General features: G+C 56.0%; 13 protein-coding genes. All 13 read right to left on the bottom strand.

Annotated features, from left to right (window positions below):
* Positions 1-20 precede the first annotated feature (20 nt).
* A complete protein-coding gene (gene asnB / locus H8K11_06200) occupies positions 21-1,775 on the bottom strand; it encodes an asparagine synthase (glutamine-hydrolyzing) (GenBank protein MCS6263333.1) in 1,755 nt (584 codons plus the stop codon).
* A 1-nt stretch (position 1,776) separates the two neighbouring features.
* Positions 1,777-2,511, bottom strand: coding sequence for an acylneuraminate cytidylyltransferase family protein (locus H8K11_06195; GenBank protein ID MCS6263332.1), 735 nt, complete (start codon positions 2,509-2,511; stop codon positions 1,777-1,779).
* Entirely contained in the window at positions 2,511-3,662 is a 1,152-nt protein-coding gene (gene neuC / locus H8K11_06190; protein ID MCS6263331.1) for a UDP-N-acetylglucosamine 2-epimerase (hydrolyzing), read from the bottom strand. The genes H8K11_06195 and neuC overlap by 1 nt, the downstream gene beginning before the upstream one ends.
* A gap of 22 nt (positions 3,663-3,684) precedes the next feature.
* Positions 3,685-4,674 (bottom strand): hydroxyacid dehydrogenase, encoded by a 990-nt coding sequence (locus H8K11_06185; protein MCS6263330.1) that lies wholly within the window; start codon positions 4,672-4,674, stop codon positions 3,685-3,687.
* Complete coding sequence (locus tag H8K11_06180) at positions 4,671-5,681, bottom strand: N-acetylneuraminate synthase family protein (GenBank protein ID MCS6263329.1); 1,011 nt, start codon at positions 5,679-5,681, stop codon at positions 4,671-4,673. Before H8K11_06180 ends, H8K11_06185 begins: the two co-directional genes overlap by 4 nt.
* Before the next feature lie 100 nt (positions 5,682-5,781).
* The gene (locus tag H8K11_06175; GenBank protein ID MCS6263328.1) at positions 5,782-6,642 is read right to left on the bottom strand and encodes a glycosyltransferase family 2 protein; all 861 of its coding nucleotides are present in this window, start codon (positions 6,640-6,642) and stop codon (positions 5,782-5,784) included.
* A gap of 17 nt (positions 6,643-6,659) precedes the next feature.
* On the bottom strand, positions 6,660-8,468 hold the full coding sequence (locus H8K11_06170; protein ID MCS6263327.1) for a CocE/NonD family hydrolase: 1,809 nt from the start codon (positions 8,466-8,468) through the stop codon (positions 6,660-6,662).
* Between the two features lie 92 nt (positions 8,469-8,560).
* Positions 8,561-9,994: a hypothetical protein gene (locus H8K11_06165; GenBank protein MCS6263326.1), complete on the bottom strand. Its 1,434-nt coding sequence runs from the start codon at positions 9,992-9,994 to the stop codon at positions 8,561-8,563.
* Positions 9,995-10,106: 112 nt separating this feature from the next.
* Positions 10,107-11,117 carry a hypothetical protein gene (locus tag H8K11_06160; GenBank protein MCS6263325.1) on the bottom strand — a complete coding sequence of 337 codons (1,011 nt, stop codon included), beginning with the start codon at positions 11,115-11,117 and terminating at the stop codon, positions 10,107-10,109.
* A 9-nt stretch (positions 11,118-11,126) separates the two neighbouring features.
* The gene (locus tag H8K11_06155) at positions 11,127-12,590 is read right to left on the bottom strand and encodes an MBOAT family protein (GenBank protein MCS6263324.1); all 1,464 of its coding nucleotides are present in this window, start codon (positions 12,588-12,590) and stop codon (positions 11,127-11,129) included.
* 241 nt (positions 12,591-12,831) lie between these two features.
* Positions 12,832-14,103 carry an aminotransferase class I/II-fold pyridoxal phosphate-dependent enzyme gene (locus tag H8K11_06150; GenBank protein MCS6263323.1) on the bottom strand — a complete coding sequence of 424 codons (1,272 nt, stop codon included), beginning with the start codon at positions 14,101-14,103 and terminating at the stop codon, positions 12,832-12,834.
* A gap of 50 nt (positions 14,104-14,153) precedes the next feature.
* Complete coding sequence (locus H8K11_06145) at positions 14,154-15,005, bottom strand: phytanoyl-CoA dioxygenase family protein (protein MCS6263322.1); 852 nt, start codon at positions 15,003-15,005, stop codon at positions 14,154-14,156.
* A 45-nt stretch (positions 15,006-15,050) separates the two neighbouring features.
* Positions 15,051-16,223 carry a class I SAM-dependent methyltransferase gene (locus H8K11_06140; GenBank protein ID MCS6263321.1) on the bottom strand — a complete coding sequence of 391 codons (1,173 nt, stop codon included), beginning with the start codon at positions 16,221-16,223 and terminating at the stop codon, positions 15,051-15,053.
* Between the last annotated feature and the right edge of the window lie 58 nt (positions 16,224-16,281).

The raw sequence follows: 16,281 nt of genomic DNA, 5'->3' as shown, positions 1-16,281 counted from the left end.
CAGGGGCGATCCGAATCGACCTAAGTCTTGTGAGCGGCTTTCATCGATTCAATAAGATGGTGATTGAGCGCGACACTGATCCACTGCCACACGTAGAAAGAGTTGTCGCTCTCGCCTCGGAGGTATTGCTCCCATGACTCATGCAGACGGTCGGTGTCAAACCACCCGCTCTGGGTGATGCTTGCATGCGCCAGACAACTCTCCACCCAGTCCCGGAGAGGTCCTCGCAGCCATTCGCGCTGTGGTGTCTGCACCGGCCGTTTCGGAGCCTCAGTAAAATCTTTCGGCAGGAGTGGGCGAACGATTTTCCGCAGGAGATATTTGTGTTGGTCGTGGCGGATGAGGCGATGGTCCGGTTGTTTGAATGCCAGTTCAACCAACCGGTAATCCAAAAACGGCTCCCGCAACTCGCAGGACGCTTGTGAGGAGGCTCGATCGTTAAAACGCAACGCGCGTGGAAGCTTCGTATACCGGAGATCGCGATAGCGAAGGTTCGACAGCCGGTCTTGAAAGGGTTCCGGATAGACCGGCCGAGGCCGAAGCGAGGTGAAGGCATCTGAGAGACACCCATGACGCGTCGACCCATTGAGAGAGCCCTGGACGGGCATGGATCCTGATAACGCACTCTCTGCGCCCTGTGCGTAGTAACTATACCCGGCCCACTGCTCGTCGAGACCCTGCCCGTCCAACAACACCGTTGTTCCGGAGCTCTTGGCCAGCTTGAAGAGCTTAATCATTGCCAAGGTCGGGAATCCTCCGAAGGGCTCCTCTTGGGAAAGGATCGCTTCCTCGGCGAGGCCTGGGATCTCAGCCGCAGCGAGATAAGCTATGTTGAGCGGATAGCGGGTTTCCGCGAGTAATTGCTTAACCCACGGCGTTTCATCATAGGCTGCATCACCACAAGCGAAGTGATAGGTCTGGATATCCTGGGCCGAACCGAAGAGCTCCTTCAACAGCGCAACCAACGTCGAGGAATCCAGGCCACCGCTAAGGCAGACCCCGACGGGGACGTCCGAGCGGAACCGAATACGCACGGAGTCCTGGAGAAGCTGGTGGTATTCCTCGCTGACGACGCTGTCCGAACGTTCGTCCGGCCAGTCTGTCTTCACCCGTTCCGGAAGGTCATACCAGCGATGCAGCTCGATACGACCATCTTTCCATGAGAGATAGTGGCCGGGAGGGACCCGCCTGATCCCCTTGAAGAAGGTAGCGGAACTGTGGTCGTACGCACCGTAGCGCAGGTAGGCGAACCAGGTGTCCTGATCCGGCTCTAAGGGGACGCCAGCCGCGGCGAGTGACTTGATCTCTGATGCAAAATAGAGCGTACCATCCAATTCGGCATAGTAGAGCGGCTTGACCCCAAAGCGATCTCTGACCAATAACAATCGTTCAGTGAAGCGGTCCCAGATCGCACAGGCGAACATTCCGTTCAGCCGGTTGAAACTCTCTGGACCCCACCGGGCAAAGGCTTCAAGGACGACTTCCGTATCGGTTCCTGTTTCAAACGACCTCTCAAGATCGGATTTCAACTCGAGGTAGTTGTAGACCTCTCCATTGTAGGTCATGACGAAACGCCGATCGTGACTCATCATCGGCTGGTGACCGCGCGGGGACAGATCGAGCACGGCCAACCGCCGGTTACCAAGTGCCACGTGCGATTCAGCCCACACTCCCTCCCCATCCGGCCCGCGATGTGCGAGGGGCCTGGTCATGAGTTGAATCGTGGGATCTGAAGTGACTCGCTCTGAGCTGACGTATCCGCTAATGCCACACATGTTAGAGGCTTCCACTCCGTTCAAGGGCGATCTGTTCCGACATCATGAGTTCGGCCAGCTTGAGATCGAGTTCCGTATCGATACTCACCGATCGTTCCAGAGGCATCACATAGGGACGAATCGTTTGTCCCCAAATAGACCCCTGCTCCATCAAGACGTCTCGCCTGCTCAGATAGATCGATCCGTTACGCATGTACGCCGCCGGCTGGTAATCCTGACGTCTGGTGCCTTCCCGCTCTTCCACGCAAAACGGCAGAAGTACGTCATCTTCGATGCGCTTCATCAAAATGGGGTGTGTGGCGAAAACCCGCACCACAGTGATGACGGAATCACAGCCTCCCGCAAACCCCAAACGGAGGCACTGCTCAATATCTGAGACCGTCCGAAACGGTTCCGTCGGCTGGAGAAGACAAATCCAATCCATACGGACCCCATCCTGTTTTTCAATGAAATCGACGGCATGTTGGAGCATGGGAATCATAGGTGATTCGTCGCGAGCCAGATTCGCTGGTCTGAGAAATGGCACCTCCGCCCCATGCTCCCTCGCCACCGTCGCAATCTCCTCATCATCCGTGCTCACGATGATACGGTAAAATAGATGCTGCGCGGCGCGAGCATGTTCAATGGTATAGGTAATCAGCGGCCTCCCGCAGACGGAACGAATGTTCTTGCGAGGCACCCCTTTCGAGCCGCCCCGAGCCGGAATCACCGCTAGTACTTTCTGGGTCCTGTCCATCAGTATGCAATCCTCTTCTCCACGGTCAACGGGACCCGGGCCAAGATTTGCGCAATCCGCTCGCCTGCTTTGCCGTCGCCATACAGAGGACTGGATGGATACCGGCCATTGGCCAGATGTTTCTCGGTGGCCTCCACGATCTCGGCAGCGTTATATCCGACGTCGATGACGTTCCTCGCTCGTTCTCTCCCCTGCTGACGATTGCCGATGTTGACCACCGGAAGACCGAGATACGACGCCTCCCTGATCCCCGCGCTGGAGTTCCCCACCAGACAACGGGCGCCGGCGAGCAGCCGGAGGAAATCCTCCGGTGTCATATTCTTGAAAAAATAGATCTGCGAAGTCTCCCCCGCCTCACGGAATTGGCGCAGGCCTTTCGAGATCTGATCCGAACCGGCATCAACATTGGGCCAGAACCAGAAGGTCGGCCGGTTCAACGTCCTGACGGCAGAAATGGTCTCGTGAATCTGCGATGCCGAATCGCGGTACTCGGTGGTGACCGGATGCTGCATGACCACCATATAGCCGTCGCGCGCGTCGAAGCGGTTCCCGACTCCGGCATAGGCCGCGAAAGGATCAAAGCCATTGTCCATGGAGCCTTGAACACGCTCGGCGAGATCAATCGAAGGACAGCCGGTGATAAAGACCTTCTCCGGATCTTCTCCCATGCGGATCACCCGGTCCGCTGCCTGTCTATTGGCGACGAAATGCAGGATAGAGAGCTTCGTCACCGCATGCCGGACTTTCTCATCGATCGATCCCGTCACTTCCCCACCTTGGACGTGGGCCACTGGAATGTTGAGATAGGATGCCGCAATGGCCGTCGCAATCGTTTCAAATCGATCCGCGACGCTGATCACGACATCCGGGCGGATATTGTCGAAGATCGTGGCGAGCTCGACCACGCCCAAGCCGGTCGACTTCGCGGTCGTGATCAGGTTCTCGCCTTCCAGCACCATATAGACGATTGCGTCTGGCTGGAAACCATCCGCGCGAATGACGTTCACGACCTCCCCGTAACGCTCCAGCAGGGCCGACGCCGCAACGATGAGCTGGAGTTGAAGATCCGGATGAGACTTGATCGCTTGAAGAACGGTTTTGATCCGGGAATAACTCGGCCGAGCAGTGATGACGACACACACTTTCCGCATAATGACTCCGATCCGGTTTCCGTTAGGCCGGGAAGTTGTGGAGGAATTGAGTCAATTTATGAGCCATGAACACTTCCGTTTTACACATGGCTTCATGAGTCGCTCCTCCGATGTGAGGAGTAATCAGCAAGTTGTGGTGATGCTTCGCGTAGGTCAGGAGCGGATTGTTCGAACGGATGTCGTGACGGCGTTCATCCGCAAGCACGTCGAGCGCCGCGCCTCTGAGCCGTCCGGACACGAGGGCATCAAGCAGGGCCGCTTCATCTAAGATCTGCCCTCGCGACGTGTTCACCAGCACAGCGCCTCCGGGAAGTGCAGCCAATTCCGCTCGGCCGATTAGATTCACGGCGCCCGGATGAAGATTGACATGAATGGTCAAAACATCGCTGTCTGCGAGCAACTCGGGCAAAGAAGGTTTACGCAGAACCGCCGTCTGCCAGGTTTCGATGAAGGGGTCGTATGCGGCGACACGCATCCGGAAGGCCGATCCGTAGGTCGCGACCTGCCTGCCTAACCGCCCGAACCCGACGATGCCGAGCCGTTTTCCCTCCAGATCGCGCCCCTTCAAAGCATCTCGATTCCATTGTCCGGCCTGCACTGAATCGATCGCTTCAGGAATCCGTCGCATAAGGGCAAGCAACAATCCCCACGTGTGTTCAGCCGTAGCGGTGATGCTGCTCAGAAAGGTCTGTTCGCCTTTCAGGCTAAGGACAGGAACATTCCGTGCCTCTGCCGTCTCGAGATCGATATGGTCGAGACCGGTTGTCGCCGACACGATAGCTTTCAGATTTTTTCCCGCTTCGAATACTTCCCGATCGATCTGGTGGCGTAGCCGGACGATCAGAATGTCGTAGGCTGAGAGACGCTCCAGCAGTTCGCGCCGACACAGCGGCCCGTCGTTGATCTCGCCTAACCGCCCCAGGACCGCACGTGCTTCTCCGCAGTACCCTTCCGGCTCGAGGTTGAGAATACGATACTGTCCGGGCGTGACAGCGAGAACAGGGGTGCTCATGGCTCGAAATCATCCTGCGAAAGTAACGTATCTGCCGGTACCGTCCGTCGCAGCTTGCGCCCAAGAATCTCTCCGACTCGTTCGACGGCAATCCCTGTCCCAGGTTTCTTGAAGGTCAGATGTTCGGATGAAAGAATCGTTCCCGCAGGAAGGTCCGACATCGCCACGACACTTTTGGTAAAGAGGCGCCTAAGCGGTCGCATTTCTTCCGACAATTGATCCTTATCGACAGGGTGATTTCGGATCTTCTCAATGAACCGGATCCCCTCGACGAGCCGATGGAGCTCATCGGCGGTCACACTCGCCGGCACGTCCGGCCCAGGCATCTCTCGACTCATGGTCACGTGGACTTCGAGTGCTTCGATCCCGATTGCTGCTGCTGCCAGGCCGGCATAGATAGTCCCCGAATGGTCCGACAGTCCGACGTTGCACCGGTAACGGGCGCGGTACATCGGAATAAGATTCAGGCCGATCTTTTCCGGTGGGCAGGGATACGCCGTTGTGCATTGAAGCAGGGTGGTAGGCGCCTGATGTGTCTGCAAAAACCCGACGACCTCGTCGATTTCCGACAGAGCACTCATGCCCGTCGATAGCAGGATCGGGATGCCGGATGCGACTATGAACTCAAGCAGCGGGCGGTTGGTAATCTCCCCTGATGCGACCTTCCACCCATCCAACCCTACACGTTGCAACATCTGAGCGGCAGGCAGTGAAAACGGTGAACTGATGAACTTCAACCTACGATCCGCAGCATGGGCGCGAAGACCCTGCCATTGTTCTTCTGAGAACTCCATGCGTCGCCAATAGTCGTAGCGCGTGGCATCCTGGCGACTGAACTTCACCCGCCAGGGCTCACCCGGCGTGCTCTCTGCTTGCGCAATATGCGTCTGGAACTTGACCGCGTCGGCCCCCGCATTGGCAATCGCGTCGATATAGGCATGGGCCAACCCCAGGCTTCCGTCGTGGGCTTGCCCCACTTCACCGATAATGAGACAAGGGTGAGTCATAATTGCCAAGAAGCGGTCCTTTTGGTCCGACCGGCGAACGCCGGCGAAATCGTCTCTCGAAGCAAGCGCGTGGAAAGATCCTGGCGAGACTTCAGTCCGGTCAGTCGAGCAGCGAAATGGTACGAACTGCCTCTCCCGGACGAAGCGGAATAAATGTCACAACACGGTCCACGAAGCCGACGCGGACACCGGCGTTGACCATTCGTCTCCACCGGAATGCGTCGCCTCCCATGTTGAGTTTGAGGGGGGTGTGCGGATCATAGGGAAAGACCTGGTCGAGGTACTTCCGATACAACACGGTGGAATGGGATACATATCCCGGAGCCTTTCCGTCCGCGCTGCAAGCCGCACCCCGTTCCTCCCATTCACCGGGCCGGAGTTCGACCCGGGACCGGCCCCATACAAACTCAAGATTCCCGGCCAGTGCACATGCCAACAGTTGTTCTATGTGATCCGGTGTATACACATCGTCGTCATCGAGGTGCGAGATCCATGAGCCCTTGGCCATCTGATGCGCGAGGTTGTTCGCCTTGGTGCCCACGATCATCCACCGCTTCCGTTTGTTCTTCGGATACTGAGGACGCGTCGGGAGGTTGCAAAAAGATACTCGCGGATCCTTCACCGCCGCCATGCGTTCCACGGTGTCGTCGGTGCAGTGGTCGCCCACGATCAACCATTCAAAATTCGCGTAGGTCTGAGCTAGGACGGCCGGCATGGTGCTCTCCGCCACCAATTGCCCTCGATTGTATGTCGGCGTGGTGATGCTGACGAGCGGCGACCGCTCTCCTAGGTACTCATGCTCCTTTTGAGCGCGAACATGGGCCAGCAGCTTGCCGTCCTCGATGGCCAGCCTCTCGAACAACCGTGCGCGCTTCATCTCTTGATACCGGCGGTGCGCAAAAATGGGCGCCCAGACGAGGGGTCGAACAATACGCTCATACAAGTCTGATCGTTTCATCATTTCAAACGCCATGATGGTCAGCCCACCTCCATTGCACCAGTCAGTCGGATAGCGGTCGAATCTGTTGAGGCGGGAATCACGGGCAATACCAGGTGCGAAGGATGCTCGCGATCATGATAGATCCGTTGCGTAGCAGGCTGTATCTCGGCATCCATCCCTTGAGGGTGCCCGGTATTGGGGTTTCGGTCCCAGAGAGGAAAATTGCTGCTGGTGACATGGAGCCGGATTTGATGCCCTGCCAGGAAGACATTGCTCGTCGGTTGCAGTGTGACTGTAAATTCGTAGATGGTCCCCGGCACCAGGAGCTCCGGCTCCCCATAAATGGAGCGGTGAAAACGCGCGCGAAGAATTCCTTCGGTCAGATTATAGGCGGTCCCATCCGGATACACATCGATCAATCTGGCAACAAAGTCGGTATCGGGTGCCGAGGATGATGCAAACAACTTGACCACAATCGGCCCGGTCACCTCCATCGGTTGCGCGAGGGGCGCACTGGACCAAACCAATACGTCGGATCGCTCTTCATTGGGTCGCTGGTCCACCGTACCAGCCCGGATGATCGACGCCAACTCGCCATCGATGACGGAGTGGTTCCCACCTAATGTCGGAACCGGGTCATCAGGATCATACTTATAGAGGGACGGTGGCTCGTTGCCCGGGAGGTGCGTGTCGAGTGTCCCAAGACGTGTTCCGTCCGGGGCATGAAAGTAATACTTTGTATACCGGGTCCGCGCCAGGGGCCACTCTCGCTCATATCTCCACTCGTTGATGCCCATGACGAAGATTTTGACCGGAAGTTCGGCTCCCACTCCGTTGTCGCCCCCACGCATCACGTAATCCAACCATCTGGTGGCAAGAGCGATTTCGTTCTTACCGGCATGGTCCCCGAACTCCCGGCCGCTCACCACGCGATTCAAATGATCCGAGGGATTGACGACGATCCGCACATCCCTCGTGGGATCGGCCTTCCTCAGCTGTTGATAGCTAGTAAACGCGGCCCCCGCATAGTAGTCGTACCATCCGCCCATAAGGTAGACGGGAATGTTGATCTTTCGATATTTGCCGTCTTGTCCATCTCCGCGAATGGTGATTGTTTGCCAATACTCATCGAACGTGGAATGGCTCACATACTGCTCCCACAGTTCATGGGCGCCACGAAGGCGTGTACCACCGACCCGCTTGTCCAGCGTAATGAGCGGGAGATGACGAAAGAAATTCTGCAAGCCGAGGGCGGTAATCTCGGCCATACTGTCTTTGCTATAGGCTCTGCCTCCGGCCGCTAACGCCAAGGATAACGCCCCATTACACCGGTAGCCGCATTGCCAGACGTCGGCATTCATCACTTGCGGGATAATGGCCTTCAGATTAGGATGCTGTTCGACCGCGACCAGCCACTGTGTCCCAGCCCAGTAGGACTTGCCGTACATGGCAATCTGTCCATCGGACCATGGTTGCTCGCTGACCCAGGTCAACGTATCGTATCCGTCACGTGCGTCGGCAAAGAAGCGGTCGGCAACACCATGCTCCCCTTCCGAGCCTGCATGCCCACGGGTTGCTTGCCCGACATAGGCATACCCTGCATCGACAAAGGGTTTAGCGAGGGCTGGTCCCGTCGTATTGTATCCACGGCTCAAGACCACCGGATAACGCCCCTCCCCGATCGGCCGCCAGACAACCGTTTGCAATTTCACTCCGTCGCGCATCGGCACCATGATGAGGTCGGTCACAAAATCTGACGTGCCTTGGTGCCGCCACGCATACAAGCCGATGCAGGCCGCTCCGAGCACCAGTCCCAGCACGATGCCGCTCACCACACTGATTCGCACCTCACACCTCAATGAATCGCCGGAAGCCTATCCTTGATAATTGGCGCTCCCTCAATGGATTTCACGACGTGATCCAGCTTTGTAGAAAGGTGTCAGCATTCGGCCGGCACGTTGCCGAAGCTCCAGGCGCTTGTGAAACCAGGCGGACAGGGAGGCTCCGGCATAGAACCAGGAGTCAAATCAGCAGCCATTTCCGCGAGGGTTTGGACGATTATGTCACCCGCCCCAATTTCAAGGTTGGAATGACTCGTCAATCGTGTTTCATAACCACCGCCGGTGGCGCTCATCGCCTCAATGGTAGGCAGATACCCGCAAAAGCCGTTGGCGAGTGAGACGGGAAACACAAATGCAAACTGATTGGAAGCTTTCAGCTTCAGCCCCAATTCACAGAAGAGTTCTCCTGGACAGGCAAGCAGCACAGCCGGACCGATCTGGATTGCTTGGACTTCCACGCCGGCTTCAGGTTCTTGCGCTAAGATGGCGTCTAGCAGCACTATTTCTCTCGCAAAAAACCTTTCAGACGTTCCCTCCCGGGAACTGCCGTCCATCAGGAGCAGGCCGGCTTGTTCGACTCTTTCCGAACTCGGTCGACGCCGAGGAATGTTCAGCTGCGTCACCCGAGCGCACACCGGCGCCATTGCGCCCGGGACTGCATCCAGGAGAGCTTTGATCGCTTCAGCCCCTACGCGCGCGCCGATGCGCCGAGCCCACTTCTCACCGATCTGATTCTGATATCGCCCCAGCGTATCAACAGGGGTAATGTCGCCACAGGCGCCGTTCAGGAACAGAACCACGACATCGGAGCCAAGACCCGCACGGATGACCTGTTCAAGATAGTAAACCCAATCTGCAGAGGTACCGCCGGGCTTGCTCGTCAGATGGCAGGCATAATTGACGATACAGCCCAGGAGACGCCCCTCATGGTCCCATACTCCTAAAACGCCCACATCCGGGTCGATCGGACCCGCTTGCGAAATGATATCGGGGTTTCCCTGGCCCGGAAACGTATAGGTGAGTCCGTTTCGCATGCGGAATCTGCGAGTGAAGGCCGCCTTGGTTTCGCACCCTTTCGCCACCCCGCACTGGACTTCCATCCGAATGGCCCATGCCTCTGACACCGCCGATACGATCTGCTCGCTCACATGCCTGATGTAGCCGGTGTCGGCGCAGGGCGATTGCTCGTAGGCTAGCCGCTGAATCCATTCTGGTGCATGATCGAATCGGCCACGCTCATAGAATCCCAGCGGACCCGCGCTGTGGGAATGGGTGGCAGCGATCATCACCGAGGAGGGATGAATACCGTAACGAATCTTTATTTGCTCCCGGACCGATTGCACCAGTGTCTGAGGAACGATGACCGCATCGACGCTGACCAGGGCAACCTGCTCGGTGCCATCATCGAATACCGTCGCACGCACCTTGCACGGATCATGAACCGCTCCCTCGTGAAATGCCCTCCGCGATCCCCCCGGCATTTCCAAACCGCGTGGAGGTGTGATATCCCGCTCGGCAAATCCGGCTCTCATAGCCTCACATCACCGGGTGTTTCAATGAACGTGGGCTGACGCATGGGAATCTCCTGATTCTCGTGGCTCTTGCGCCAGAGTCGTACTGGTACGGTCTCTGTTTCAGATGGGCTTACGACAGGGGGCTTGTCGCAGAAACGTCGAACACGGCTTTCAGAATCGCCAATGTGTTAGCACCTGCGCCTAAGTATAGGTGACTCTTATCACCAAACAGTGTGTTGGGCAGGCATGAGATCTTCTGAATAACCTTTATGTCCTTTTTTGACTCCAGAGCGGAGAGGTACGCTTCGTAGTCCCGGATGAACGATTCCGGCAAGTTCTTACATGATTCATGATTAAATGGCATCGTATACCAAAACACCTGGATATCTCTTGATTGTGCAAGATCGATCAACATATTGAGATAAGAGTCCAACAAGCGAGATGTCGCAAATTTTTTCAGCTCTGCCTCTTCATTCAGATCGATTGAGCCGGATTTTTTCCCATAGTAAAAATGCCCGTTACTACTGACGACAGTCCGATACGTCTCATCGTTGGTTCTCCACCTTCGCTCCTTCACCGCGTGTCTCACGCTTCCCCAGTATTTGCTGGGCAGGAAGAAGTATTGCCATCTCAGACTCTTCTCGCCAAGAGTCTTATCTTCTAGGCGACGGGAAGTTTCCCAAACCTCTCGATAATCATTGTAGTTCAGAAAATCATACTTGACCGACATTTCCCAAAAGACATCGACCATGGTGAGATGATAAGGCGCGTAGCTCAACAGCAGATTCTTCGGCGCTGGGTGCCCCTTGAGATAATTCAAGAGAAGATAATACCCCTCGATAGGTGATTGGCCGGTCAGTGCCAGATTTAGCGATTTTTTGTCAGCCAGATTGGGAATGTACCCAGCCTTGGCTCTCGAGTCTCCGATGACGACAAGATCCTGTCGACTTGGTGAAGCAGAACTTGCAACCCGTTTTGCGTTGAGCCACATCGGATAATCACGTTCCAAAATCACCATTTTCTGAGTATGGACAAAAAGCATCGTGATCAAATAGACAAAGACCACGCACTGCAACAGACCGACTAAATACAAACCGTGCTCTTGGCTCTCGCTCGTATTGTTCAACAGGCTCACTTTCATCACGGCGCTTTAAAATCTAAAATAGATAAACTCGCTCTCTTCCGTTAGCGACACAATTGCCAGGTAAAACATCAGCCCTATCACTATCGACCAGCTCAAATTGGGCTGCCACAAGAACCAGGGTTTATATTCTGACCTCACATGGCTCGGCTGGTCGATTGATTCATCTTCGATTTGGCCCACTAATTCTTGGGTATTAGGCGCAACCAGACACACCAGTAACAGAATCGGCGCAATGAAATACCCCATGAGACTCGTGGAAGTACCCCCTAACCCGTTCATGCCCGCCATGCCGGTCAACATATTGAGTGCACCGGGAAAACTTGAGGCCCTAAAAAAAATCCAAGCCACGACAACCGCGCCCAAGGTCGCGAATCTCCCGCTTCCACGCCCCCACCAGGTGGTCCGGCTCAGATCATGCCCCAACCTCGCTCGCACTGCCCGCCAGCCATGATTGATACACAAGTAGAGCCCGTGTAACCCTCCCCAAGCAACAAACGTCCACCCTGCGCCGTGCCACAAACCGGCAACCAGCATGGTGATCATTAAATTCAGGTATCGTCGAACTTTTCCTTTGCGATCACCCCCGAGGGATATATAGAGATAGTCTCGAAGAAAACGCGACAATGTCATGTGCCAACGCCGCCAAAACTCAATGATGTTGAAAGCTTTGTATGGGGAATCGAAATTGAGCGGCAGCACAATGCCAAACATGCGCGCAATCCCGATCGCCATATCGGTATAACCAGAAAAATCAAAATAGATCTGACATGTAAACGCCAGCGCTCCCCCCCAGGCTTCAAAAAACGTTATCGCCGTCCCTCCTTCGGCAGTCTGAAATACGTGTGTCGCATACGAACCGACGTGATCGGCACAGATAACTTTCTTGAATAAACCGATAACGAATATCGTCACCCCAGTAGCAAACCACGTCGTGTTGAAAGAACCAAATGACCGTTTTCCATACTGCGGCAAGATTTCTCGAGCTCGGACAATAGGTCCGGCAATAAGCCGCGGGAAAAACGTAATGAACCAACAGTAACGAACAAAATCCCTTGGGGGTGTTTGGCCTCTATAGGTGTCTATGAGGTACGCGATCTGTTCAAACGTGAGAAATGAAATCCCTATGGGTAGGACAACGTGTAGATCGCTTATCGGCAGAAAACGCAGATTGTCAACAATGAACGTTGCATATTTGAAGTATGCCAGCAGCCCAAGATTGACCAGTATGCCGCCTATCAACATCCATTTCTTTTTGGCAGCGTCTAACGCTTCCCCCAGGAGGTAATTGAACACCACGGAGAAGAGCAGTAACGGAACATAGGAAACATTCCAGTATCCATAAAAGAACACCGACGCGGCGACGAGCCAGGCTATTGAAAATTGACGGCGACCAAATCCACCCAGCAGAAAGAAAATCGCCGCCGTCGCCGGCAAGAATAGGAACAGAAACTCGTGTGAATTAAACAGCATGGCGCGGTCGCTCTATCCTGCATGCATGTTGCAATCTGTGCCCGACCGACAGAGCAACTCGCCGGAACTGTCTCCGACTAACGACCGGACCAAACAACACCGCTTGGACTTGTGTGGCCAGCTCATGGGCATTCTTGAGAAAAGCGGCCATCCGGAAACTGTCGCTCGTAGAAACCCACTCCGCGATGTGGCCCCATCGCATATTCACTGCCACGCCTGTGTATTTCTGCCGGCTACCCTTTCACCGTGGTACGATTTCCAATTCCGCAGACAATTCTTGATTCGGGTCCTGGACGACCCGTGGCTGCACCGCAGGAACCGGTTGCTTCAGCCGATCGCGAATCTCCCGGCCGCTGGAAACAACCACCCGGATAATCTGCCCGATGAGCTTGATGCTCTCGGCAGTCACAGCTGCACCGGTCGGCAGCACCAGCACCCGCTTGGTCATGCGTTCCGTCTCCGGCAACCACAGCTGGCTCAATGGAAAATAAGACCGGTAGGGCTCCATATTGTGGCAGCCCGGGTAGAAATATCGTCGGGCGAGCACATTCTCTGCACGGAGAATGTCCACCACCTGATCACGGCTCACGGCGGTCACGGCTTCGTCGAGCTCCAAGACAACGTAATGATAGTTGTTGCGCTCCTGCTCATCGTACATGACCGGCCTGAGCCCGCGAATCCCCGTCAGCTCCCTGACATAGGTTTGATAGTTCGATCGGTTCAGCTCAATAAACGTCTCAAAATCCTCAAGAGAGGTAATTCCCATCGCGGCGGACACTTCGTTCATCTTCCCGTTCGTCCCGATGTAGACGACCTTATCGGTCCCCCCGAAACCAAAATTGGTCATCAGGCGAATTTTTTCCGCCAGCTCATCATCGTTGGTGACGATCGCCCCCCCTTCGAATGTGTTGATGCATTTCGTAGCGTGGAAACTGAACACCTCCGCATTGCCAAAGTTGCCGATCATGCGTCCGTTATGTGAACAGCCGAATGCATGGGCCGCGTCAAACAAGAGCTTCAATCGCCGTTGTTGAGCGATTCTGGTCAGTGCCTCGACGTGGCAGGGCCGTCCCCAGAGATGCACTCCGATGATACCGGTGGTTCGCGGCGTAATCATCGCCTCGACTTTCTCCGGATCCAGATGGAACTCACCCGGCGCAATATCGCAGAAAATCGGCCTGACCTCCTGCCACTGCAGCGCGTGCACCGTCGCAATAAAGGTCATGGAGGGAACGATGACTTCCCCGGTAAGGCCGAGCGCACGAATGGCAATTTCCAACGCGACCGTGCCGTTGCACATAGCGATACAATGTTTGACCCCGAGCATATCCGAGATACGTTGCTCGAATTCCTGGCTGTAGGGCCCCATGTTGGTCAGCCATCGTCGATCCAGGATGTCGTTGATGCGTTCGAACAGGGCCGCGCGGTTTCCGATGTTGGGATAACCCACATGGAGCGGTTTCTCAAACGTCGGTTTCCCTCCGAAAATTGCCAGGTCTTCCCATGCCTTCATGCCCACCTCCTTCAACTCAACTGCGTGTATGGACTTTCGTGTAAACCTGGTTACTGAAAGAGCCGATTCACCTCATCGGCGGTGGGGAACCCCGGATGCAGTATCTGCGTTTCCGCATGGAGGCGAAAGGCACAGGGATAGCCGCGATCAACAAACGTGTGCTCTTCAATATTGTCGAAACGCGCCCCGCAGGCGATGCGGAGTCCTTTGCGCGTCCCGGTGCCGGTCCGATGAACGAGGAGCCCCGAGAACATCAGGACATCACCACGATTCATTTCGACGGACACAAAATCCTTCTCGTCCACAAAGCCGGGTTGAATGGTAATCAATGCGCCCCTGTTGTTGGCATTCTGCCGATCTCCAGGTAACACGCCCAATTTGTGGCTCCCGGGTACGATTTCGACGGGATAGAAGTCTTTGCCCACGTCCATGAGCGGCGTCCATAAGACCAGCTGGTCCAAACTGCCTTGAGCCGACGACCAGTCCTGGTGCGCGCCCCACCCGAAGTAACCGCCTGGAATCTTCAACTCGTCGGCCACAAGATGGATAGCAACTCCACAGGGCAGGACACTCGCCTTACAGCCTAATTCATTGAGCAGGTGAATGAGTCGCTCATGCAAGGCCAACGCATGGACCGACTGTAACTTGCTGCCCAAGCGCAGAATGCTGAGATACAGGTTAAGGTCCAGACTGAACACCGCCTTGAGCAATTCCAACAGTTCTCCACGAAAGAGCTCCGGAGTGAGGAGGCCACGGGACTGCAAGAGCTGGGTGGTCGCGAGCCTAAGATCCTCCAACACCCGGTTCCCGATGACTTCGGGAATGAGGTTCCTTACGAGGACATAACCTTGATCATTGAAGGTAGTTCGAAGAGTAGTAGCAGTGGACGCTGTGGCCTGCATCAGTTCTCCCCTTTCGTCACGACACCGCACCCGTGAGCGCGAGTCCTATCTCTGGATCAGATCGTTCCACTGAACGGTGCAATACCCGTCTCGGCGCAGTCGTTGGGAGACCATATCCTGTCGACAAGGATTGACCGCCACGATGACTATGTCCGGGTCCTGCTCGTGCAGGCTGGAGTATTCGACCACGGGTTTGTTCATGTAGGTGATAGTCGCGGGGGTATCAACAGTGCAGGCTCGTACGCGCTCCCATATGGCCGGCGCGTACCCGGCTAAATTGGCAGACCAACCACCGGTACCAAAACAGATGAGGGTCCCGCACTGTCCGACCCGTTTGCTGAGCTCGCCTTCAAGACAGGACCAGCGACGCAGATACGCGTTCCGTGCCTGTTCCAGCCGGTCCACCTCATCCTGGCTAATTGCCGGCATCCTGCCGATTTCGGCCGACTCGGAATCCGAGGCTGTGCTTGCAACCACCAGTTGATTGAATTCGCAGGCTTCATCAAGAAAGAATTCGCACCCGCCACGACGGATCAGCCCAGCCCGGGCCGTCACGGTCGCGAGATGATGAGGAGTAAACGAGAACAGATGATCCGCATGGATAAGTTCTGCATGAGGCACCGCCCCATTGGGGCAAATTGTCACCACGACTCCTCCAGGTGCCAGACAAGCTCTTTGCGACGCCAAAAACGCGACCGGGTCAGCTGTGTGCTCGATAACCTGAACGCTGAACACAAGATCGAACGCTTGCTCCGCCGCCTCTCCCAACGACGACTCCGCCATCCCCTCGATTACCCGATGGCCTCTTGCTCGTGCCGCTTCTGCAGCATGGCGGGAGGGTTCCAAGCCCACCGTTTCGGCATCGGGCCACAGTTCCCGTATGGCGCTCAACGTGCTCCCGTCTCCGCATCCGACCTCGAGAATTCGACGAGGCCGGAAGGGCTGTATCGAACTGGCGATGAGATCGACCACCGCGGGATGCCGCTGACGGTTGAACGCGTCGGCGCCTGGGCGGTTGCTGTATAAGGCGTAGTCCTGCCGGTACATCAACTCCAGGTCTTCTTTGGATATTCGAAAGCCGACCCCGCAGCCTCTGCACTGGCGCCTCTCGAGCGGCCGCGGCTCAATCACTCCATCAACCCGAACGGACTGGCAGGGGTGCGGCTCGACCAGCTCGGCCCATTCCTCGGCCCCGCAGAGCACGCATGCATGTGCCATGACAACCCCGTCCATCAGGACGGGGCGAACGCCTGGTGTGATCGGCTTAGGCAAAGTA

Origin of the sequence: Nitrospira sp. (assembly GCA_024998565.1) — a bacterium.
Lineage (GTDB): Bacteria > Nitrospirota > Nitrospiria > Nitrospirales > Nitrospiraceae > Nitrospira_A.
This window is presented reverse-complemented; position numbering and strand designations above follow the sequence as displayed.

Coding starts and splice junctions, on each gene's coding strand:
- H8K11_06160 (MCS6263325.1), bottom strand. CDS start 11,117: ATGAAAGTGAGCCTGTTGAACAATACGAGCGAGAGCCAAGAGCACGGT.
- H8K11_06140 (MCS6263321.1), bottom strand. CDS start 16,223: ATGGCACATGCATGCGTGCTCTGCGGGGCCGAGGAATGGGCCGAGCTG.
- H8K11_06195 (MCS6263332.1), bottom strand. CDS start 2,511: ATGGACAGGACCCAGAAAGTACTAGCGGTGATTCCGGCTCGGGGCGGC.
- H8K11_06155 (MCS6263324.1), bottom strand. CDS start 12,590: ATGCTGTTTAATTCACACGAGTTTCTGTTCCTATTCTTGCCGGCGACG.
- asnB (MCS6263333.1), bottom strand. CDS start 1,775: ATGTGTGGCATTAGCGGATACGTCAGCTCAGAGCGAGTCACTTCAGAT.
- H8K11_06185 (MCS6263330.1), bottom strand. CDS start 4,674: ATGAGCACCCCTGTTCTCGCTGTCACGCCCGGACAGTATCGTATTCTC.
- H8K11_06145 (MCS6263322.1), bottom strand. CDS start 15,005: ATGCAGGCCACAGCGTCCACTGCTACTACTCTTCGAACTACCTTCAAT.
- H8K11_06150 (MCS6263323.1), bottom strand. CDS start 14,103: ATGAAGGCATGGGAAGACCTGGCAATTTTCGGAGGGAAACCGACGTTT.
- H8K11_06175 (MCS6263328.1), bottom strand. CDS start 6,642: ATGATGAAACGATCAGACTTGTATGAGCGTATTGTTCGACCCCTCGTC.
- neuC (MCS6263331.1), bottom strand. CDS start 3,662: ATGCGGAAAGTGTGTGTCGTCATCACTGCTCGGCCGAGTTATTCCCGG.
- H8K11_06180 (MCS6263329.1), bottom strand. CDS start 5,681: ATGACTCACCCTTGTCTCATTATCGGTGAAGTGGGGCAAGCCCACGAC.
- H8K11_06165 (MCS6263326.1), bottom strand. CDS start 9,994: ATGAGAGCCGGATTTGCCGAGCGGGATATCACACCTCCACGCGGTTTG.